21 protein-coding genes are annotated in these 19344 nt (G+C 64.8%); 14 read left to right on the top strand and 7 right to left on the bottom strand.

Annotation, left to right across the window (positions count from 1 at the left end; genetic code table 11):
- Positions 1 to 647: 647 nt before the first annotated feature.
- Complete coding sequence (locus ACFEMD_RS11665; RefSeq protein ID WP_394741172.1) at positions 648 to 1904, top strand: orc1/cdc6 family replication initiation protein; 1257 nt, start codon at positions 648 to 650, stop codon at positions 1902 to 1904.
- A gap of 779 nt (positions 1905 to 2683) precedes the next feature.
- Here ACFEMD_RS11665 and ACFEMD_RS11670 read toward each other — a convergent pair.
- Complete coding sequence (locus ACFEMD_RS11670; RefSeq protein ID WP_394741173.1) at positions 2684 to 3955, bottom strand: DNA double-strand break repair nuclease NurA; 1272 nt, start codon at positions 3953 to 3955, stop codon at positions 2684 to 2686.
- 100 nt (positions 3956 to 4055) lie between these two features.
- On the opposite strand from ACFEMD_RS11670, the gene gpmI reads away from it, so the two are divergent.
- From gpmI to ACFEMD_RS11690, 4 genes are all read left to right on the top strand, one after another.
- Positions 4056 to 5579, top strand: coding sequence for a 2,3-bisphosphoglycerate-independent phosphoglycerate mutase (gene gpmI, locus ACFEMD_RS11675; protein WP_394741174.1), 1524 nt, complete (start codon positions 4056 to 4058; stop codon positions 5577 to 5579).
- A gap of 91 nt (positions 5580 to 5670) precedes the next feature.
- Positions 5671 to 6957 carry an O-acetylhomoserine aminocarboxypropyltransferase/cysteine synthase family protein gene (locus tag ACFEMD_RS11680; RefSeq protein ID WP_394741175.1) on the top strand — a complete coding sequence of 429 codons (1287 nt, stop codon included), beginning with the start codon at positions 5671 to 5673 and terminating at the stop codon, positions 6955 to 6957.
- Between the two features lie 236 nt (positions 6958 to 7193).
- Positions 7194 to 7955, top strand: coding sequence for a polyprenyl synthetase family protein (locus ACFEMD_RS11685; protein WP_394741176.1), 762 nt, complete (start codon positions 7194 to 7196; stop codon positions 7953 to 7955).
- 113 nt (positions 7956 to 8068) lie between these two features.
- Complete coding sequence (locus ACFEMD_RS11690; RefSeq protein ID WP_394741177.1) at positions 8069 to 8317, top strand: hypothetical protein; 249 nt, start codon at positions 8069 to 8071, stop codon at positions 8315 to 8317.
- A 42-nt stretch (positions 8318 to 8359) separates the two neighbouring features.
- Here the strand turns inward: ACFEMD_RS11690 and ACFEMD_RS11695 are convergent, their stop codons facing one another.
- Positions 8360 to 8989, bottom strand: a complete 630-nt coding sequence (locus tag ACFEMD_RS11695; protein WP_394741178.1) for a TetR/AcrR family transcriptional regulator — start codon at positions 8987 to 8989, stop codon at positions 8360 to 8362.
- 158 nt (positions 8990 to 9147) lie between these two features.
- Here ACFEMD_RS11695 and ACFEMD_RS11700 point away from each other — a divergent pair, with 158 nt between their 5' ends.
- Both ACFEMD_RS11700 and ACFEMD_RS11705 read left to right on the top strand, forming a co-directional pair.
- Complete coding sequence (locus tag ACFEMD_RS11700; protein WP_394741179.1) at positions 9148 to 10146, top strand: DHH family phosphoesterase; 999 nt, start codon at positions 9148 to 9150, stop codon at positions 10144 to 10146.
- Between the two features lie 130 nt (positions 10147 to 10276).
- Entirely contained in the window at positions 10277 to 10666 is a 390-nt protein-coding gene (locus tag ACFEMD_RS11705; protein WP_394741180.1) for a DUF7522 family protein, read from the top strand.
- On the opposite strand, the gene ACFEMD_RS11710 is transcribed toward ACFEMD_RS11705, so the two are convergent.
- Positions 10644 to 10820 carry a hypothetical protein gene (locus tag ACFEMD_RS11710; protein WP_005554178.1) on the bottom strand — a complete coding sequence of 59 codons (177 nt, stop codon included), beginning with the start codon at positions 10818 to 10820 and terminating at the stop codon, positions 10644 to 10646. The genes ACFEMD_RS11705 and ACFEMD_RS11710 overlap by 23 nt on opposite strands.
- 135 nt (positions 10821 to 10955) lie before the next feature.
- On the opposite strand from ACFEMD_RS11710, the gene ACFEMD_RS11715 reads away from it, so the two are divergent.
- Positions 10956 to 11486 (top strand): DUF5813 family protein, encoded by a 531-nt coding sequence (locus ACFEMD_RS11715; protein WP_394741181.1) that lies wholly within the window; start codon positions 10956 to 10958, stop codon positions 11484 to 11486.
- A gap of 27 nt (positions 11487 to 11513) precedes the next feature.
- On the opposite strand, the gene ACFEMD_RS11720 is transcribed toward ACFEMD_RS11715, so the two are convergent.
- Together ACFEMD_RS11720 and ACFEMD_RS11725 are read right to left on the bottom strand one after the other, a co-directional pair.
- Positions 11514 to 11744, bottom strand: a complete 231-nt coding sequence (locus ACFEMD_RS11720) for an Lrp/AsnC family transcriptional regulator (RefSeq protein ID WP_278290291.1) — start codon at positions 11742 to 11744, stop codon at positions 11514 to 11516.
- Positions 11744 to 12445 (bottom strand): potassium channel family protein, encoded by a 702-nt coding sequence (locus ACFEMD_RS11725; protein ID WP_394741182.1) that lies wholly within the window; start codon positions 12443 to 12445, stop codon positions 11744 to 11746. The genes ACFEMD_RS11720 and ACFEMD_RS11725 overlap by 1 nt, the downstream gene beginning before the upstream one ends.
- 112 nt (positions 12446 to 12557) lie before the next feature.
- Here ACFEMD_RS11725 and ACFEMD_RS11730 point away from each other — a divergent pair, with 112 nt between their 5' ends.
- Both ACFEMD_RS11730 and ACFEMD_RS11735 read left to right on the top strand, forming a co-directional pair.
- Positions 12558 to 12788: an Lrp/AsnC ligand binding domain-containing protein gene (locus ACFEMD_RS11730; RefSeq protein ID WP_394741183.1), complete on the top strand. Its 231-nt coding sequence runs from the start codon at positions 12558 to 12560 to the stop codon at positions 12786 to 12788.
- 179 nt (positions 12789 to 12967) lie between these two features.
- Positions 12968 to 13339: a hypothetical protein gene (locus tag ACFEMD_RS11735; protein ID WP_394741184.1), complete on the top strand. Its 372-nt coding sequence runs from the start codon at positions 12968 to 12970 to the stop codon at positions 13337 to 13339.
- Between the two features lie 6 nt (positions 13340 to 13345).
- On the opposite strand, the gene pdhA is transcribed toward ACFEMD_RS11735, so the two are convergent.
- Together pdhA and tmk are read right to left on the bottom strand one after the other, a co-directional pair.
- Positions 13346 to 14389: a pyruvate dehydrogenase (acetyl-transferring) E1 component subunit alpha gene (pdhA, locus tag ACFEMD_RS11740; protein ID WP_394741185.1), complete on the bottom strand. Its 1044-nt coding sequence runs from the start codon at positions 14387 to 14389 to the stop codon at positions 13346 to 13348.
- A 38-nt stretch (positions 14390 to 14427) separates the two neighbouring features.
- Positions 14428 to 15036: a dTMP kinase gene (tmk, locus tag ACFEMD_RS11745; protein ID WP_394741186.1), complete on the bottom strand. Its 609-nt coding sequence runs from the start codon at positions 15034 to 15036 to the stop codon at positions 14428 to 14430.
- Positions 15037 to 15154: 118 nt separating this feature from the next.
- Between tmk and ACFEMD_RS11750 the strand changes: the two genes are divergently transcribed.
- The 4 genes from ACFEMD_RS11750 (at position 15155) to cofG (ending at position 19336) form a co-directional block, all read left to right on the top strand.
- Positions 15155 to 16060, top strand: a complete 906-nt coding sequence (locus tag ACFEMD_RS11750) for a complex I NDUFA9 subunit family protein (protein ID WP_394741187.1) — start codon at positions 15155 to 15157, stop codon at positions 16058 to 16060.
- Between the two features lie 115 nt (positions 16061 to 16175).
- The gene (locus ACFEMD_RS11755) at positions 16176 to 17348 is read left to right on the top strand and encodes a tubulin/FtsZ family protein (protein ID WP_394741188.1); all 1173 of its coding nucleotides are present in this window, start codon (positions 16176 to 16178) and stop codon (positions 17346 to 17348) included.
- A gap of 42 nt (positions 17349 to 17390) precedes the next feature.
- Positions 17391 to 18038 carry a 2-phospho-L-lactate guanylyltransferase gene (gene cofC, locus ACFEMD_RS11760; protein ID WP_394741189.1) on the top strand — a complete coding sequence of 216 codons (648 nt, stop codon included), beginning with the start codon at positions 17391 to 17393 and terminating at the stop codon, positions 18036 to 18038.
- Between the two features lie 98 nt (positions 18039 to 18136).
- Positions 18137 to 19336: a 7,8-didemethyl-8-hydroxy-5-deazariboflavin synthase subunit CofG gene (cofG, locus tag ACFEMD_RS11765; RefSeq protein WP_394741190.1), complete on the top strand. Its 1200-nt coding sequence runs from the start codon at positions 18137 to 18139 to the stop codon at positions 19334 to 19336.
- Positions 19337 to 19344 lie beyond the last annotated feature (8 nt).

Here is a 19344-nt window from a genome sequence, read left to right on the forward strand (position 1 = left end):
AGAACTCTTTGAGGATTGCTACATACCATCGTTTCCGGAGTTTCCTGAGGGAGAGAGCTGCCTTGGTACTATTTTAGTTGGCTATTGTTCGTGTCGGAGGTTCGTCAGTCAATGCGTCTTGAAGTCCAGGACAGTGACGTGGAACCGGGGATACACCCCGTACTCAGACGAGTTCGAAGCCGAGCCCACGGACAAGTCCCACCTCAATGAAGCGAGCAGGTGTGAGCCTCGAGCGAGTAGGATGGAAGAGTTGACTGGCGGCTCCATAGGAACCTCTTCCTCTATCATTTCCGGAGCTATTGCCGGGAGCGTTTGAACACACACACCACTGCTTCCGGAGCTATCTTACGAGAGAGCGACCAGGAACACTGAAACCAATAAGTACCTAGATATCAACGAAATATAGATTCTTCTAGCATTTGTTTACCTACTACGGTCCATATTAGTAGCGTCTTGTATTAAAAGTTGGCTACCTGTAGATATCTCCGTAGTCGTCTGTGGATTATAGCTTCGGAACTGGTGGGGAGAGTGTGTTTTATAAGTGTGCTAGCTCCGGAACCCCTGGTCCACTTGATCTTATAAGTCTTTAAGCTTCGGAAGCTAAGGAACTAGTGGTTTTATCGTAGTTGAAATAAGTACATGTCCCTATGGGAATGTTCGAGCGCGATCAGCAGGTATTCGCGAACGCCGAACCTCTTGATGATTCCTACGAACCCGAGGATATCCGTGAACGAGACGAGGAACTCGAGAAATATCAACGGGCGCTTCAGCCAATCATCGACAACAGGCCAACATCCAATATCTTCTTGTATGGAAAAACCGGGACTGGGAAAACCGTCGCGACGAAATTTATGTTATCTCATCTCGAGCACGACGCTGCCGAGTACGACGATATCGACCTTTCGACCGTGTGGGTGAGTTGTGAGAACCTTTCTTCTTCCTACCAGGTCGCCGTCGCACTTGTGAATACGCTCCGAGAGAACCAAACTAAAGAACGAATCAGTACCACTGGGTATTCACAGCAGCGGGTTTTCGATCTTCTCTATGAGGAACTCAATGCACTTGGTGGAACAGTAATCGTTGTTCTCGACGAGATCGATAATATTGGGCATTCGGATGAGATTCTCTATGGGCTTCCTCGGGCGCGATCGAATGGCTATGTCGAGGATGTCCGTCCAGTTATCATCGGTATCAGTAACGATTTCCAGTTTCGGGAGAATCTTTCGCCGAAAGTGAAAGATACGTTAGCGGAAAAAGAGATCCTCTATCCACCGTATGACGCAAATCAACTTCGATCAATTCTCGAACCTCGTGCTGAGAAAGCGTTCTACGAGGGTGTCCTTAGTGGTGAGGTTGTGCCACTCTGTGCTGCTTTCGCTGCGCAAGATACTGGTTCAGCTCGGCAGGCAATTCGTCTTCTTCGTGAAGCCGGTGAACTGGCTCAAGCAGAGGATGCTGATACCGTAACTGAAAAGCATGTCCGTGATGCTCAGGAGGAGCTCGAAAAGAACCAACTCTACGAAGGGATGCAAGAACTCACGACCCAGGGCCACGCTGTCCTTTGTGCGCTTGCTTACCACCAGGCGCTCGACGAAGTCCCAATTCGTTCTCGAGATCTCTACGAACGATACGTGAACATCTGTGACCGGCTCGACACTGATAATGTGAGTGAACGCCGCGTTCGCGATCACCTTTCTGATATGAATATGCTCGGTCTGATCTGCGTCTACGAACGCAATGAAGGACTCTCGGCGGGTCGCTACCACGAGTACGAACTTGATGTACCACTAAACGCAGTTCTGGATGTTCTTCTCTCGACAAATCGCTTCGAGGAGATCGCCGACATTATCCAGTCTACAGCCACTGACAATGATCTCCTGCAGTCCGGGATTTCTGACTACTGAAACCCGCCACTATTGTTCGTCTATTTGACACAAGAGGCCTTCAAAATTGACCGAAAGCTCCGGAAATAGTGGAGGGGGTAGTTCAGTATACTAGCCAAAGCATAGCTTCGGAAACGGTAGTGTGTAGGAAGAAGTAGCTCCGGAAACAGTGGTGTGTCTTTGAGTTCTCCCTCGACAGTTACCGACCACGAAGCGGTGTGCGCTCTCAATCCGAAATCAACTGGTCGAATGTACTCTGATTTCCGTTGATCGTTTTCGTAGTCAGTGTTGCAGTAGATGGTGCATCGTTACGCTCCAAATCAGTCGGCTTCTCGTCGACTTCCTTGTCCCCGAATTCAGCCTCGAGTCGGCGTTCTTTTCGATCCGCCATCTCGTCGGCAATCCGTGCAATTCGTCGCAGTGTCTCTGGAGATCACTTCTCAAGTCCCTCGAGGATGTACGTAGGAGGATTTCCCATCTACAGATTAACCAACGACTTTGGTCTTTTTACAGCGCGTCATAGAACGGTTCACATACCTCTCTTCACCTACCCGATAGACGGTACGTACACATGCGTATGGAACGGAGAGGAATACGCCGAGCGAAGCGAGGCGTTTCACCGACGGCGAGCCCCGTGGACGAGCCGTCGGCCTTTTTTCATCGAAGTTTTTTGCCGGGGGTTGAGGCTGATGCCTCGGCGTCAGCCGATGCCCTCGGTAAAAAAGTTCGCTGTACGTAACGACCGACCGACACAGAATTACGACTCAAACTGGATAACGAAACCGTACTACCAACTGCTGTTAGGCATCCTCGAGCCACCGGTGCTCGTCGTAACTACGATCCTGACTCGTCTCGAAGCGAGTCTCGAGAGTCTCGCGGAGCGAGCGCTTCTCGGGGTTGCTGATCCGGGCGAGCTCGTCGGCCTTTCCGACGATCGTCGGCGGCCCGTGGGCGACGGCGACGTCCTGGAGCAGCTGGATCGTGAGCCGTTCGCGGGTCTCCCGATCGCGGGTGACGGCGTAGGGCGCCTCGATCCGGTACAGCAGGTCATCGCGGGGGTCGTAGACGACGAAGAAGGTGACCTCGTACGCCTCCGGCGGCAGTTCGCGTTCGACCCCGAGCGCGTCGCCGTGGATCGAGAGCGGTCGGTCGACGCCGGCTCGCGACCGAAACCAGTTCGTGTAGGTCAGCGCCGAAGTGTCCCGCTCCCAGCGCTCGCCGTCGACGTCCTCGACGTACTCGCCGCGCTCGAGCAGCCGGGTGAACATCGCGGCGTCGTTCGTCCAGGGGGCGCTCGCGTCGGTCGTCTCCCGGACCGCTCGGGTGATCGCCTTCGTCGCTGGGTTCTTGACGAACCCGACGAGCGGGACGTCGCGCTCGACGAACCGTTCGACCAGCCGGACGTAGTTCTCGAGCACCGTCGTCGGCCGGGGGTCCTCGAGTAGGAAGTCGGCGAGATCGGGGTGTTGGTCGGCCCAGCGCAACAGGCCCCGCGGGTAGAGGGGGCCGTCGAGCACGAGCAGGTCCGAGACCTCATCGGCGTGCTCGTGGGCGTGTTCGCTCTCGGCGAGGTACAGCGCCAGCGCGTGGACGACGCCCTCGGCGAACCGATCCAGGCGGCCGATTCGGATCACCCGTCGCTTGCTCGTCTCCTCGTCGAAGCGATCCCAGTCCTCGTTGTCGACGCTTGCAGTCGCGTCGCTCGAGTGAACCGTCATCACCGCGGTTCGCGAGCGGTGGAGCTCGAGGTCACTCGGCGTCGCGCTCATCGCCGCCTGGGCGACGTCGATGACGAGGCCGTTTTTGAACGTCGTCGGGTTGATCGTCCCCGCGTCGAGCCCGTGCTCGGTCGGGAACGGTCGCTCGGTCAGCGCCACGTCCTCGCAGTCGACCAGCCGGCGGGACCGTTCGTCGATCGGCTCGAGGACGATCCGGCCGTTCTGGCGGAGCGGATCGAGGAACTCCTCCCAGACGGTCTCGGCGAAGGCTCGCCGATCCCGCTCGTCGGCGCCGTGGTCGATCCGTCCCGCGAGTTCGGCGATCCCGTCGAAGTGGACCGGATCGAGGGTCATAGCAGTGAGCTTTCGTCCCGCTTTCAAATATCCCGCGGTCGGCGCCGCGACGCTCGCCGACAGCGACAGCTAGTTACGGCAGGCCGCGCAGCCCTCGAGTATGGACGCTGCGCTGATCATCCTCGACGGCTGGGGGCTCGGCGACGACACGGGACGCGACGCGGTGAAGGCGGCCGACACGCCCGCGTTCGACCGGCTTTCGGAAGCGGGCGCCAGCGGCCGGCTCGAGGTCGCCGGCCGACGGGTCGGCCTGCCGGACGGCCAGATGGGCAACAGTGAGGTCGGCCACCTCAACATCGGCGCCGGGCGGGTCGTCTACCAGGAGTACACGCGGGTTTCGGATTCGATTGCCGACGGCTCCTTTCGCGAGAACGCCGCGATCGAGTCCGCCTTCGAGCAGGCTCGCGAAAACGACGGTCGAGTCCACTTCGTCGGCCTCGTCAGCGACGGCGGGGTCCACTCGGATCAGGAACACCTCCACGCGCTGATCGAGCTGGCCGGCGACCGGGAGGTCGAGGCCGTCACTCACGCGATCACGGACGGGCGCGACACCTCGCCGACCGGGGGTCGGGAGTATCTGTCCGAACTCGAGGACGTCGTCGACGAGCACGGCACGGGCGACGTCGCCACCGTTTCGGGGCGGTACTACGCGATGGACCGCGACCAGAACTGGGAGCGAACCAAACGAGCCTACGACGCGATCGTCGAACACAGGGCGAAGTACGAGGGCGACTCGGCCGTCGAGGCCGTCGAGAACGCCTACGATCGGGATGAGACCGACGAGTTCGTCGAGCCGACCGTAATAACGGATCAACCTGCCCTCGAGGACGGCGACTCGGTCGTCTGGTTCAACTTCCGGTCCGATCGCGCGCGCCAGCTCACCCGGATGCTCGCGGATATCCGTCCCGAGGACTGGGCCGACGAGATCGAGACCCGCCCGCCGGACGTCGAGGTTGTCATGCTCACCCAGTACGACGAGACGTTCGACCTGCCGGTCGCCTACCCACCGAACCAGCCCGAGAACGTGCTCGGGGAGGTGTTGGCCGATCACGAGAAGACACAGCTTCGAATCGCCGAATCCGAGAAGTACGCCCACGTCACCTACTTCCTGAACGGCGGCCGCGAGGTCGAGTTCGACGGCGAAGTTCGAAAGATCGTCGAGAGCCCGGACGTCCCGACCTACGACCGCCAGCCCGAGATGAGCGCGCCCGAGGTGACCGATACGGCGATCGACACCACTGAAACTGACGATCCGGACGTGCTCGTGCTCAACTACGCCAACCCCGACATGGTCGGGCACACGGGCGACTACGAGGCCGCGATCGAGGCCGTCGAGGCCGTCGACACCCAGCTCGGGCGGCTCGTCGACGCGCTCGAGGCCGCGGGGGCTCACGTCCTCATCACGGCCGACCACGGCAACGCCGACGACATGGGCACCGAGGACGAACCCCACACCGCCCACACGTACAACGAGGTGCCGTTCGTTTACCTCGCCCCCGACGGAACCGGTGGCGGACGGGCGGTTCGGCCGGGCGGCACCCTCGCCGACATCTCCCCGACGATCCTCGAGCTGATCGGGCTCGATCAGCCCCCGGAGATGACCGGCGAACCGCTGCTCGAGTAGCGCGCCGTACCCCCTCGAGCCGTTCGCGTCCGTCGGTTTCCCGAACATAATCGACTGGTGACTTTATTAGCTACGGACAGAGGTCACAGCCATGACCGACGAGCAGGACGACCGCCGATTCGCGACGAACAGCGTCCACGCCGGCCACGACCCCGACCCGACGACGGGCGCGCGGGCGCCGCCGATCTACCAGACGACCTCCTACGAGTTCGAGGATACCGACCACGCCGCCGCCCTCTTCGGACTCGAGGAGTTCGGAAACATCTACTCGCGGATCATGAACCCGACGAACGCGATGTTAGAGGAGCGCATCGCGACCCTCGAGGGCGGTGTCGGCGCCCTCGCCACCTCGTCGGGCATGGCCGCGTTCGACCTCGCGACGTTCATCCTCGCGGACGTCGGCGACAACATCGTTTCCTCGTCGTCGCTGTACGGCGGCACCTACACCTACCTCACCCACACCGTCGCCAAGCGAGGGATCGAGACGACGTTCGTCGACACGCTCGACTACGACGCCTACGCCGAGGCGATCGACGACGACACCGCGTTCGTCCACCTCGAGACGATCGGCAACCCCGCGCTCGTCACCCCGGATATCGAACGCATTGCCGATATCGCCCACGACCACGACGTGCCGCTGTTCGTCGACAACACGTTCGCGACGCCCTATCTCTGCCGGCCGATCGAACACGGCGCCGACCTCGTCTGGAACTCGACGACGAAGTGGCTCCACGGGGCGGGCTCGACCGTCGGCGGCGTGCTCGTCGACGGCGGTACCTTCCCCTGGGACGAGGGCGACTACCCCGAACTCACCGAACCGAATCCGGCCTACCACGGGATCGACTTCTACGAGACGTTCGGCGAACAGGCCTTCGCCATCGCCGCCCGCACGCGGGGCCTGCGGGACCTCGGGAACCAGCAGTCGCCGTTCGACGCCTGGGTCACGCTGCAGAAACTCGAGTCCCTTCCACTCAGGATGGAGAAACACTGTGAGAACGCGATGGCCGTCGCGGAGTACCTCGAGGATCACCCCGACGTCGCCTGGGTCACCTATCCCGGCCTCGAGAGCCACGAGACCCACGAGCACGCCAGCGAGTATCTCGACGGCGGCTACGGCGGCATGATCACGTTCGGCCTCGAGGGCGGGTACGACGCCGCCGAGACCGTCTGTAACGAGGTCGACCTGACGAGCCTGCTGGCGAACGTCGGCGACGCGAAGACGCTGATCATCCACCCGGCGAGCACGACCCACCAGCAGCTCTCCGCGGAGGAGAAACTCGCCAGCGGCGTCACCGACGACCTCGTCCGGCTCTCGGTCGGCATCGAGGACCCCGAGGACGTGATCGCCGACCTGGATCGAGCGATCGGGTCGATCTGAGCCCCTACCGGGGTGCGATCGAACGACGCAATACTTATTCCCCCTCCTGAACAACCGTTCGGTCAGACGGTGTCGACCGACGACGGAATCGGTCGGCGCCAGCGCGGAGAACCGATGTCGATCGTACTTGATCCACAGAAACGTACTCACGTGATTGGAATCCTGGAACGAACTGTCGGCGGGGCCGATCTCATCCTCGAGAACCCCCTGCGAGGGAACCCACAGCGGGGACGGCCATGAGACGGACGATCGCACGGCGACGAGCGGCGATCGAGGACGCGCTCCGGACCCACCTGCCCGAGGCGGCTGTGTTCGATCGCTCCCCCGAGGAACTGCTCGAGCTCGGTCGGCCGTGGATCCGCGGCCAGGTGTTTCTGGCGATGGCCGACGGGCTCGGCGACGAGCGTCCGCTCGAGGAACTGGTGCCGATCGCCGCATCGCTGGAGCTCGTCTCGCTGCAGGTGCGTCTCCACCGCAGCGCCGCTGAGTACGGCCGACGGACCGGTCACAAGCCGACGGACGACGTTCTGCTCGGGGATCTCCTCGAGTCGAAGGCGTTCGCGCTGACGGCGAGGTTCGACGCCGAGCCGGCGCTCGTCGAACGCTGTCTCGAGACGCTGGCCGAGGCGACGCGAGCCGTCCAGGAGGGGGAAGCGTCGCTCGCGTCCGAGCCGCAGTCGGCGGTTCTCGAGACCGACGCGGTTCGCCGGATCGGTTCGCTGACGGGCTGTGCGGTCGAAATCGCGGCGCTCCTCGCCGACGTCGAACCGCGACGGGAGCTGGCACGACACGGCAACACGCTCGGGTACTGCGTCCGCTCTCGCCGGCCCGGAAACGGTGTTTCGACCGATCGACGGCACTGCCCGACGGATCGGTCGCAGTGGCTCGAGCCGATCGTCGAGCGCTGTCCGCCGGATTCGAAAGCGGCGGTTCGGACGCAGCTGTCGGCGGTTCTCGAGGCCGGTATCGATCGGGAGTCGGCCGATCCGATCGCGTAGGCTCCCGTTATCCGGGCGATTTCTGCGCTCGCAATCGAGCACGACCGACGCCGCCTGCCAGCCCTGACTGAACGGTCAGTTTATATGCGCGCGGCGCGAAGGACGAACGTTTCATGAGCAACTCGAAGGCGAGTCTCTCGGACGACCTCAGGCGAGCACACGACGAGTCGACGTTCCACGTCTGGAGCGGTATCGGTGCGGCGATCGCCTCGCTGTTCGTGCCGCTGCTCGGTGCGCTTGCGGCCTACAGCGGGTACAACCTGGTTCGGATCATGGAGCGACGGTGGGTCGGCGTCATGATCGGCGTCCTCGGCGCCGTCAACTTCCTCATGTGGGTGGTCTGGCTGCTGTTTGTGTTCTGAGAGGCGGCTCCGAGCGCGCCGTCGAATACGGCACGGTCCGTCTCACTCGGACTCGAGCAGCCAGCGGTCGATGCGGTCGTGGAGGGTCTCCTTGTTCCGCTCGATGAGCGCTCGGTCCTCCAGGGTGACGCCCCGTTCCATGATGCCGTAGATCGTCGAGAAGAGGAGTTCGGCCTCCCGTTCGGGGTCGACGTCGGCGAACCGATCCTCGTCGACGCCCCGGCGGATCGTCTCGGTCAGCGCCTCGAGGATGATCTCGTCCGAGCGCTCGATCTGTTCGTGGTAGGACTGGTTGTGAGGGGCCTGCGATCGAATCTCGAAGAACGCCCGCCGAAATCGGAGCGACTCGTCGTCCATCTCCGCGGGTAGTAATCGGTCGATCAGGGCCAGTAGCTGTTCGTGCGGGTCGTCGTAGGGGTCCTCGACGAGCGTCGCCTCGAGCCGCTCACAGAGGTGAGCGAAGAAGTCGTTGAGGATCTCCTCCTTGCTCTCGTAGTGGTAGTACAGCAGGGACTTGCTCTTCTCGAACTCGGCGGCGATCTCGGACATCGTCGTCGCGGGATACCCGTTGTTCGACAGCGCCCGGTACACTGCCTCCATGATCGCCGCGGTCGTCTCGTCGAGATCCTCGCCGAGCGTCGTCGGCCGTTCCTCGCCGGAGGTTCCGCCCATAGCGAACGATAGTCCATGGCCCATAAATACTTCAGGATCGCCCGAACCGCTTCCGGGATGTTACGGCGGTTCAGCGCCGTCTCGCCGGTATCAGATCGTCGTGACTCTCAGGAGAGAGACGACAATTGTTAACACCGGTGTAGCGCAAACTCCAGTCTATGTCGGACGCCGCCGCGGTGCTCACCCGGCTGCGGTCGGCCTCGTCGCTTACCGTGGTCTGTCACGACGATCCGGATCCGGACTCGCTGGCGTCGGCGATCGCCCTCGAGTCGCTCGCTCGAGCCCGCGGCGTCGACACCGTCGACATCCTGTACGGTGGGACGATCGTCCACCAGCAGAACCGCGCGTTCGTCGAACTGTTCGACGTCACCCCACAGCGCTACAGCGACGCGAAACTCGAGGCGAACGACCTCGTCGCGTTCGTCGACCACTCCGTTCCCGGGGATCACAACACGGTCCCGCCGGAGGAGACGGTCGACATCGTGATCGATCACCACCCCACGGACGGCCCGATCGCGGCCGACACCGTCGACCTTCGCGAGTCCTACGGGGCGACGGCGACGATCCTCGCGGAGTACTTCCGGGAGTCGGCCACCGAACTCACGCCGCGGATCGCCTCCGCGCTGCTGTTCGGAATCCACCGGGAACGGCTCGATTTCTACCGCCAGCCGACCGACCGGGAGTACGCGGTCGCCAACTACCTCCACGAGCGGGCAGATCCGAGCCGGCTCCGCGAGCTGTACGGCGTGTCCTTTCTCCCCGACAGCGTCGATGCGTTCGGCGACGTGATTCACAACCGGGTTCGGTGGGGTTCCTGTCTGGCCTCCTGTATCGGCCGACTGGAGAACAGAGTCGCCCTGGCCCAGGGGGCCGACTTCCTCCTGAACATCGACGGCGTCGACACCGTTCTCGTCTGCGGAATCATCCGCGAGGAGATCCACCTGAGCGGACGGACGAACAGACCGGATCTCGATCTCGGCGAAACGCTCATCGAACTGTTCGGCGACCGAGGGAACGTCGGCGGCCACGACGACATGGCAGGGGGGCAGCTTCCGCTCACCCCCGTCGCGGGAACGGCCGAGGAGGAGGCGGTGCTCGTCGACCGAGTTCGAGACCGGATCGGCCGCGAGTTTCTCGAGGCGGTCTCGAACGCGTAATCGGGAGCTACGATCGCCGGCCTCGGTCGAAACCACTGCTTACAGCCGCTCCAGGCGCAGTCTCGGATCACCTCTCCGGATCCTGTCACCAGCCCTCGGGGTTAAGGTATCGGACGTTCACTGCTCGGACATGGCAACGGGGCTCCTCAACGCGGAGATCGCGGACCAGATCGAAACGACCTGCAGAACGGCGATCGGCGACAGTCTTCGCTCGGTCACCTACTTCACGCGGGACGACTACGAGCAGCTGTACCTCCGGGAGGATCTCGAGCGCGACGCCGACCTCTCGACGTTCATCGGTCACGAGTGGCGCGGATTCAAGACGGCCCAGACGGCCTACCAACAGTCCGAGCTCGGCGATTACAACTACACGATCCGCGTGTTCGACAACGGCTTTCTGATTCGGGTCACGAGCGACAGGGAGGGCGTGTTCGTCACCACCGACGGGCTCACGATCAAGGACTTCGAGGAAGTCGCGACCGCGGTGGAGGCGGTTCTCAGCGATCGCGCGATCCAGTAGGGTCAGGTTCGGACTCGTCGGCCCGCGTCGGATCCGTGGGCTCGTCGCCGACGGATCGATCGAGACCGATCGGCAGTCCGAGGCCGTCGCGCTCGTCGAGACCGAGCAGCCGAGCGAACCGTCGTCGATCCGCGGCGTGTCTATCGAGACTCATGCCGAGCTACGACGAGCGAGTCGGGGATAGTAATGCGGGCCGTTTTCCGGGAAACGCCGGACTTCGTCGCGAAACGGCTCATCGAACCCGCGAGAAACGCAACATCCTTTCGACTCAGGCTCGTTCACGAGGATAATGAGCGAACTTCCCCAGCCCGTCGAGCGCGAACTCGAGGGCCACGACGCCTTCGACGCGCTCGAGGACGGCTACGAGCTGACGACGACGGTGTTCGAGACGACGGTAGACGCGACGGACGCGGACGGAAAACGGGACGGCCGCTTTCGGGTGACCGTCCACCTGCCGACGCTCGACGCCGCGGTCGGCGACGAGACTGTCGCGCCCGTCGTCGAGGACGGCTGGTTCGAGACCCTCGAGCGCCGCCTCAAGGACACCTTCACCGTCGCCCGGACGAGCACCCACGAGGAGCCGACCGTCGAGCGCGACGGCGAGACCGTACGGGTTACGCTCGAGTTCGTCGCCTGGGACGCCCGCGAGGGCGTCGAGGACGCCAAGGCGCTGATCGAGTACGTCGAGGGTACCTACGCCCAGGGGCTGATCCCCGGCTACGTCTACCGCGGGCCCGCAGCGACGCTGCTCGAGAGCGCCCAGAGTCGCGGCCAGGAGGCAGCCGAGGGAGACGGTGAGAGCGGCGGAATGCCGATGTGAACTCGAGTCACCGGACGGGATCGACGCTCAGTCCATCGCGATGTACGTCTGGGTGTCCTCGACGCCGTTGATCCCCTGGATCTCGGTCGCCGCGATCTTCTTGACCGCGGCGGGGGTGTCGACGGCCGCCTTCGCGATGATGTCGACGTCGCCGGCGACGATGTGTGCCGCCTCGACGCCGTCGATCGATTCGACGCTCTCTCTGAGTCGGTCCGCCTCGCCCGTGTTCGCCTTGATCATAACGTACGCTGTAACCATCAGTTGACACCTCCAGCGCCCGCGTTCGCCGCCGCGCGAGTCGCCGACTCGCCGACGATCAGCTGTCTGACCTGACTCAACACCTCGTAGTCCGCCAGCACGACGATCCGGTCCCCGGTCTCGAGCGACTCGTCCTCGGAGGGGATCTCGAGTGGATGGTCGCGCTTGCCGAACGCGATGACGGTCGCGTCGGCCGGCAACTCGAGTTCGCTGATCGAGTAGCCGTTGATCGGCGCCTCGTCGGTGAACGTGAGTTCGACGATCTGGAGGTTCTGTGCGATGTCGGCGATCGCGCGGATCGTCCCCCCGAGCAGGGCGTTTTTCGCGCCGATCGCGCCCAGCCGCTCGGGGTAGATGATCTCGTCGACCTCCTCGGCGTACTTGCGGTAGATCCCCTCGCGGTAGGCCTCGTCGATGCGCATGACCGTCCGGCAGCCGTGGTGTTTGGCGATCATACAGGCGGTGAAGTTGACGTTCATGTCGCCGGTTAGCGCACCCAGCGCGTCGGCCTCGGCGAGGCCGGCCTCCTCGAGGATCGTCTCCTGGGACCCGTCGCCTTCCACGACGGTGAACTCCTGGTTTCGGGCGCGCCGTACCTTCGACTCCTCGCGCTCGATGACGGTCACATCGTGTCCCTCCTCGCGTAAGACACGCGCTGTGCGCAGGCCGACTCGTCCGGCGCCGATGATCACGAACCGCATGAACGGAGGGTACGCCCGCCCCCGCCAATAAGCTTGCCCTGGTGACCCATACCATTCGTTCGGATGCCGACAAAAGGCTTTAGTCGTGCCACGATGTACCACACCAGCGAGAATGGTTCACGCCTTCATCATGGTGAAGACGGCCGCCGGAAAGTCCGAGGGGCTGCTCGAGTCGATCAGGGGACTCGGGTCGGTCGCCGAGGCCCACATCGTCGCGGGCAACTACGACATCATCGTCGAGGTCGACACCGAGGAGGTGTACGACATTCTCAAGGCCGTCTCGACCGACATCCAGGGACTCGAGGGCGTGACCGACACGAAGACGTACATCGCGATGGACTGACGTCTCTTGTATCGCGTGCCGAACGAAAGCCCGCCCCGTTCCGGTTCGCGAGCGCGCCGAGATCGGAGCGGTATCTGACTACCGGTGACGCGTTCGCTCGAGCGACTCCCCGTCCGTTCTCGCTCGAGCCTGCGCTCTGAGGCCTCGACGTTTTGCGGTGGAGTGGAGTACGGGTCGGCATGGCAGACGACCAGCCGGAGCATCCCGACGATCCGCCCGAAATCGAGTGGCCCGGAGAGACGGATCCGGACGACGACCTCGGCCCCGCATCCGAGAACCTCGACTCCGAATCCGACGACGACTTCCAGCTGATCGGAATGGCAAACCCCGGAACGCCCGTCTTTCACAGCGCCGAATCGGGCCTGCTGTACCACGGCGACGTGAACGAGGACGGCGGGATCACGCCGCGACCCGACGACGAGGTCGACATCCAATTCGGGGATGAGGGGACGCTATCGGAGGCGATCAACGACCTCGGCGAGCGCCTCGGCTGGGACTCGCTGACCGACTATGGCCGCGATCATCAGGACGACGACCCACCCCGGGACTGAGCCGCATCAACGCTCGAGTTCCAGATCCTCGCGGTCGGCGAAGCCCTCGAGCCACGCCCGCTGTTCGTCGAGTCGCGGCGTCGACTCCGCGTACACCGGCTCGAACACCTCCCCGGGTTCGGGTGCGGCCCTCGATTCGGCGATCTCGACGGCCTCCTCGAGCTCCGCCTCGGTTTCGTTCTCGACCTCCTCGACGAACGCGTCGTCGAGAACTCCCTCCTCGCGAAGGTAGCTCTCGTAGCGCTCGAGGGGGTCGGCGGTGCGCCACTCCGGAAGCTCCTCGGACTCGTCGCGGTACCGCGAGGGATCGTCACTGGTCGTGTGGGCGCCCTGGCGGTAGGTTAGGCTCTCGAGCAACACGGGATTTTCCTCGCGAGCGCGCTCGAGGGCGGCCTCGGTCAGCTCCCGCACCGCCAGCGGGTCGTTGCCGTCGACGCGAACGCCGTCGAAGCCGTAGGCCTCGGCCTTCCGGGCGATGGTGTCGCTCGCGGTCTGGCGCTCGCGGGGCGTCGAGATCGCCCAGCCGTTGTTCTCGCAGAAGAAGACGACGGGCGCGTCGAACACGCCGGCGAAGTTCAGCCCCTCGTGGAAGTCGCCCTCCGAGGTGGCGCCGTCGCCGAGGTAACAGCAGACGGCCTCCTCGGAGTCGCCGTCGTTCGCCGCCATTCCCAGCCCCGCGGCGTGGGGGATCTGGGTCGCGATCGGCACCGCCTGCGGGAAGACGTTCAGATCGTGATCGGAGGCGTACTCGGGGTACCCTCGACGGAAGAGCAGGATGTCGCTCATCGGGACCCCGTGAGCGAGCTGCATCGCGTTCGATCGGTAGGTGGGGACGAGCCAGTCCGCCTCGGCCAGGGCGTGTGCGGCCCCGACCTGCGATCCCTCCTGGCCCCTGAACGGCGGGTAGCCGCTCATCCAGCCCCGGCGCTGCAGGGCGAGCGCGCGCTCGTCGAACCGGCGCGCTCGAACCATATCGCGGTAGATCTCGAGGGCCTCCTCGACGGAGACGCGACTGTCCTCGAGGGCGGTTTCGCCGATGACGCGGTGCATGCTACCAGCCTGGCGAAGATCGGTGAAAGTAATTCCGGTTACTCCTCGCGCTCGAGCGCGTTCGCCAGCACGTTCTCGACGCGCTCGAGGACGACCTCCGGCGGCTGGGTGGCGTCTACTCGAACGAACCGACCCGGGTCCCGCTCGATCAACCGCTCGTAGTTGTCCCGCACGTTCGAGAGGTACTCGGCGCGTTCGAACTTGTTCGTCGTCCCCGCGCGGGCGGCGGCCGTCTCGGGGTCTAGATCCAGGTAGATCGTCAGGTCGGGCTCGATCGAGAACGCGCTGTGGATCCCGACGACGTACTCGAGCGGGCGGGTGATCCGGCCGTCCGCCTCGAGGGTCGCCCCCTGGTAGGCGTAGCGGGAGTCGGAGTAGCGATCCGAGATGACGAGGTCGCCGCGCTCGAGGGCGGGTTCGATCACCCGGGAGAGGTGGTCGGCGTGGTCGGCGGTGTAGAGGAACAGTTCGGCCAGCGGGTCGGCGTCGTCGTCGGCGATCGATCGGTAGACGGCCTCGCCGTACCACGATCCCGTCTCGCCGGAGGTGGGCTCGGTCGTAAACATCGCGTCGGGGTAGACGTCCTGCAGCGCCTCCCAGACCGTCGTCTTCCCGCTCCCGTCCAGTCCCTCGAGCGTCACGAGCATACCCGAACTGACCGGGGCGGATACATGGCTCTGACGAACCAGAGAGACCGGCGACCGCCCGACCGACCCTTACAATGTCGCCGTCCCCTATTTCCCCGTCGAGGGAGTTGATGAGGGTATGAACGTTCTCGTCGCCGGCGGCACCGGCTTCATCGGGACGCATCTCTGTACGGAACTGCACGAGCGGGGTCACAACGTGACCGCACTCTCCCGGAGCCCCGACGAGGCCGATCTCCCGCCGGGGATCGACCGCGCGATGGGCGACGCCAGCGCCTACGACTCGATCGTCGAGGAAGTCGAGGGCCACGACGCCGTCGTCAACCTCGTCTCGCTGTCGCCGCTGTACGAACCCCCCGAGGGAACCAGCCACCAGGAGGTTCACCTCGGCGGTACGAAAAATCTCGTCCGGGCCTGTGAGGAACGCGGCGTCGACCGGTTCGTCCAGATGAGCGCGCTCGGCGCCGACGCCGACGGGGCGACAGACTACATCCGATCGAAGGGGCGAGCCGAGTCCGTCGTCACCGGATCCGACCTCGAGTGGACGATCGTCCGCCCCTCCGTCGTCTTCGGCGACGGCGGGGAGTTCGTCGAGTTCACCAAGCAGCTGACGACGCCCCACGTCACGGGACTTCCCGGGGGCGGGAAGACTCGTTTCCAGCCGATCTGGGTCGGCGATCTGGTCCCGATGCTCGCCGACATCCTCGAGGACGACGCCCACGTCGGCGAGACCTACGAGTTCGCGGGCCCCCAGGTCGCGACGCTGGCCGACGTCACCGAACTGGCCTACGCGGCCGAGGGCAAGTCCGTCACCATCGTTCCGATCCCGATGGAGCTGACGAAACTCGGGCTGACGGCCGCGAAATCGGTTTCGTTCATCCCCTTCGGCCCGGACCAGGCCCGCTCGCTCGAGATGGACAACACCCTCGCGGACAACGACGTCACCGCCTTCGGGTTCGACCTCGAGGGGCTGACGACGCTCAAGGAACACCTCGGGCTCGAGGTCGAGGCGCCGGCGGCCGACTGATGGTACCCGGTGGCGGACCGCGGCCACAGTTATAGCATAAGCTGAAATTCTCTTTCGACACAAAACTTATGCCCGCGATAGCACTCGGTCAGACAACGGAGACCTCTGATACGCAATGAAACTGGCGATGATCGGATTCGGACAGGCCGGCGGCAAGATCGTCGATCGCTTCCTCGAGCACGACGATCGGACCGGCGGCGGGATCGTTCGGGCGGCCGTCGCCGTCAACTCCGCGAAGGCGGATCTGATGGGTCTCGAGCGGATCCCCGAGGAGAACCGCGTGCTCATCGGGCAGGCCGAGGTCAACGGCCACGGCGTGGGCGCCGACAACGAGCTCGGCGCCGAGATCGCTGAGAACAACGTCGACGAGATCCAACACGCCGTCGACTCGATCCCGACCCACGAGGTCGACGCCTTCTTGATCGTCGCCGGAATGGGCGGCGGGACCGGCTCCGGCGGCGCGCCGGTGCTGGCCGACCACCTCAAACGGATCTACACGATCCCCGTCTACGGGCTCGGCGTGTTGCCGGGCGCCGACGAGGGCGGGATCTACACGCTCAACGCGGCCCGATCGTTCCAGACGTTCGTCCGCGAGACGGACAACCTGCTCGTCTTCGACAACGACTCCTGGCGCCAGACCGGCGAGTCCGTCGAGGGGAGCTATGACCAGATCAACGGCGAGATCGTTCGTCGACTCGCCATCCTCTTCGGCGCCGGCGAGATCCGCGAGGGCGAGGACGTCGCCGAGAGCGTCGTCGACTCCTCGGAGATTATCAACACCCTCGCCGGCGGGGGCGTCTCGACGATCGGCTTCGCCAGCGAGGACGTCGAACTCGAGTCGGGCGGGCTGCTCTCGCGGTTTACGGGCGGTGACGAGGGAGCCGGGCTTGACACCGCCGAGACGACCAACCGCATCACGAGCCTCGTCCGGAAGGCGACCCTCGGACGGCTCACCCTTCCGTGCGAGGTCGACGGCACCGAACGGGCGTTGCTGGTGCTCGCTGGCCCGTCGTCGTACCTCAACCGCAAGGGGATCGAGCGGGGCCGGACCTGGCTCGAGGACGAGACCGGCTCGATGGAGGTCCGCGGCGGGGACTACCCCCGCCAGGAACCCGAGGTCGACGCCGTCGTTCTGCTGTCGGGCGTGACGAACGTCCCCCGCATCAAACGCCTCCAGGAGGTCGCGATCGAGGCCCAGGACCGGATCGACGACATCGAGGCCGAGCGCGAGCAGAACCTCGAGACCCTCGTCGCCGACGAGGCCGACGAGCTCGAGCCCCTCTTTTGAGCTCCGACGCGTTTTTGCCCGCGTGCCGGCAACGGTAGCCGAATGCGCGTCCTCGTTCCGTTCGCGGCCGACGCACCGAAAACGCGCCTCGATCCGGTGCTCTCGGCCGACGAGCGGGCGGCGTTCGCGCGGGCGATGTTGTGCGACGTGCTGGTCGCGATCGACGCTGCCGGCTACGAGCCGACAGTACTCTCGACGGCGCCGCTCGACCTCGAGGAGCCGATTTCGGCGCCGGTAGTCGTCGACGGCCGCCCGCTGACGACGGCGGTTAACGCCCGGCTGCCGGAGAGCCCCGAGGACGACCCCGTCGCCGTCGTGATGGCCGACCTCGCGCTGGCGACGCCCGACGCCCTCGAGCGACTCTTCGCCGCCGGGGGCGACGTCGCCATCGCCCCCGGCCGCGGGGCAGGGACCAACGCCCTCGTCGTGGACCTCCCCGAGTTTCGGGTGGACTACCACGGCGGCTCCCTCCTCGACCACCGGGAGATCGCCGCCGAGGTCGGGGCCGAGCTCGCGGTCGTTGACTCCTTCCGGCTCTCGACCGATATCGACGAGCCGGCCGATCTCGTCGAGGTGCTGGTCCACGGCACCGATCGAGCGCCCGCCTATCTCCGGGAGCGGGGGTTCGAACTCGAGGCCGATGACGGGCGGGTCGGAGTCGTCCGGGTTGGAAACGCGACCTCAAGCTGAGGCCCCGAAGACGGGCCAAGCCGATCGTCATCGCGGGCCGAGAACGGTCCCGACCCAACGAGAAGCCCTTATGGTCCCGGCGACGACACTCCGAGGTGATGATTCCCGGCGCGAGCGAGTACGGCGTCGCCCTCGAGATCGACGACGCGGCCGTCGAGCGGCTGCTCGAGGTCACCCCCGAGGACGTCGCCGCGCCGCCGGAACTCTCGTTCTGTCGGAACGTCTTCGTCCCGCTGACGACCGCCTGCCGCTACACCTGCACCTACTGCACGTACTTCGACCCGCCCGGTGAAGCCTCGCTCCTCTCGCTCGAGGAGGTCCGGGAGATCTGCGAGCGCGGCGCCGACGCCGGCTGCACGGAGGCGCTGTTTACGTTCGGTGACGATCCCGACGACCGGTACACCGAGATCCACGCCCAGCTCGCCGAGTGGGGGTACGACTCGATCCACGACTACCTGCGGGCGGCCTGCGAGGTCGCCCTCGAGGCGGGGCTGCTCCCCCACTCGAACCCCGGCGATCAGACCCTCGAGCAGATGGAGACGGTGTCGGACGTCAACGCCAGCATGGGCGTGATGCTCGAGACGACGGCCGAGGTCGGCGCCCACGCGGGTCCCCGACGAAAGGAGCCCGGGCAGCGCCTGCGGACGATCGAGAACGCGGGGAAACTCGACGTCGCCTTCACCACCGGTATTCTGGTCGGGATCGGTGAGGACTGGCGCGACCGCGCCGAGAGCCTGCTGGCGATCCGCGAACTCCACGAACGCTACGATCACGTCCAGGAGGCGATCGTCCAGCCCGTTGCCGAGAACGAGCGGTGGTCCGACGGGAGTCCCGGACTCGAGACGATGCGTCGAGTAACGGCGATGGCCCGCGTCGCCCTGCCCGAGGAGATCTCGGTGCAGGTGCCGCCCAACCTCGCCCCGGCCCGCGAGCTGATCGACTGCGGCGTCGACGACCTAGGCGGGGTCTCGCCGATCACCGACGACCACATCAATCCCGACTACGCCTGGCCCGCGCTGCGGGAACTCGAGGAGATCGCAGCGGGCGCCGACGTTCCGCTCGCCGAGCGACTGCCCGTCTACGAACGATTCCTGCCGAACGACCTACGGACCGACGAGTTCGACGACGTCGCCGCTGCGGGAACTGGTGCTCACGGGAGCAGCCGCGAGTGGATCTCGCCGGAGATTCGGAACGCGCTCGAGGCCGGGGGCCCGGCCGGTCGGCGCTACCGGGCAGTTCTCGAGGGCGAGAGCCTCGTCGGTCGCCACCGAGCGGGTGCTACCGGACCGGACTCGTAACCGCTCGT

The organism is Natronococcus roseus (genome assembly GCF_043677095.1).
Taxonomy (GTDB): Archaea; Halobacteriota; Halobacteria; order Halobacteriales; family Natrialbaceae; genus Natronococcus; species Natronococcus roseus.

Excerpts from the sequence above, each read along its gene's own strand:
- ACFEMD_RS11665 (WP_394741172.1), top strand. The coding sequence starts at position 648 with ATGGGAATGTTCGAGCGCGATCAGCAGGTATTCGCGAACGCCGAACCT.
- ACFEMD_RS11670 (WP_394741173.1), bottom strand. The coding sequence starts at position 3,955 with ATGACCCTCGATCCGGTCCACTTCGACGGGATCGCCGAACTCGCGGGA.
- gpmI (WP_394741174.1), top strand. The coding sequence starts at position 4,056 with ATGGACGCTGCGCTGATCATCCTCGACGGCTGGGGGCTCGGCGACGAC.
- ACFEMD_RS11680 (WP_394741175.1), top strand. The coding sequence starts at position 5,671 with ATGACCGACGAGCAGGACGACCGCCGATTCGCGACGAACAGCGTCCAC.
- ACFEMD_RS11685 (WP_394741176.1), top strand. The coding sequence starts at position 7,194 with ATGAGACGGACGATCGCACGGCGACGAGCGGCGATCGAGGACGCGCTC.
- ACFEMD_RS11690 (WP_394741177.1), top strand. The coding sequence starts at position 8,069 with ATGAGCAACTCGAAGGCGAGTCTCTCGGACGACCTCAGGCGAGCACAC.
- ACFEMD_RS11695 (WP_394741178.1), bottom strand. The coding sequence starts at position 8,989 with ATGGGCGGAACCTCCGGCGAGGAACGGCCGACGACGCTCGGCGAGGAT.
- ACFEMD_RS11700 (WP_394741179.1), top strand. The coding sequence starts at position 9,148 with ATGTCGGACGCCGCCGCGGTGCTCACCCGGCTGCGGTCGGCCTCGTCG.
- ACFEMD_RS11705 (WP_394741180.1), top strand. The coding sequence starts at position 10,277 with ATGGCAACGGGGCTCCTCAACGCGGAGATCGCGGACCAGATCGAAACG.
- ACFEMD_RS11710 (WP_005554178.1), bottom strand. The coding sequence starts at position 10,820 with ATGAGTCTCGATAGACACGCCGCGGATCGACGACGGTTCGCTCGGCTG.
- ACFEMD_RS11715 (WP_394741181.1), top strand. The coding sequence starts at position 10,956 with ATGAGCGAACTTCCCCAGCCCGTCGAGCGCGAACTCGAGGGCCACGAC.
- ACFEMD_RS11720 (WP_278290291.1), bottom strand. The coding sequence starts at position 11,744 with ATGGTTACAGCGTACGTTATGATCAAGGCGAACACGGGCGAGGCGGAC.
- ACFEMD_RS11725 (WP_394741182.1), bottom strand. The coding sequence starts at position 12,445 with ATGCGGTTCGTGATCATCGGCGCCGGACGAGTCGGCCTGCGCACAGCG.
- ACFEMD_RS11730 (WP_394741183.1), top strand. The coding sequence starts at position 12,558 with ATGGTTCACGCCTTCATCATGGTGAAGACGGCCGCCGGAAAGTCCGAG.
- ACFEMD_RS11735 (WP_394741184.1), top strand. The coding sequence starts at position 12,968 with ATGGCAGACGACCAGCCGGAGCATCCCGACGATCCGCCCGAAATCGAG.
- pdhA (WP_394741185.1), bottom strand. The coding sequence starts at position 14,389 with ATGCACCGCGTCATCGGCGAAACCGCCCTCGAGGACAGTCGCGTCTCC.
- tmk (WP_394741186.1), bottom strand. The coding sequence starts at position 15,036 with ATGCTCGTGACGCTCGAGGGACTGGACGGGAGCGGGAAGACGACGGTC.
- ACFEMD_RS11750 (WP_394741187.1), top strand. The coding sequence starts at position 15,155 with ATGAACGTTCTCGTCGCCGGCGGCACCGGCTTCATCGGGACGCATCTC.
- ACFEMD_RS11755 (WP_394741188.1), top strand. The coding sequence starts at position 16,176 with ATGAAACTGGCGATGATCGGATTCGGACAGGCCGGCGGCAAGATCGTC.
- cofC (WP_394741189.1), top strand. The coding sequence starts at position 17,391 with ATGCGCGTCCTCGTTCCGTTCGCGGCCGACGCACCGAAAACGCGCCTC.
- cofG (WP_394741190.1), top strand. The coding sequence starts at position 18,137 with ATGATTCCCGGCGCGAGCGAGTACGGCGTCGCCCTCGAGATCGACGAC.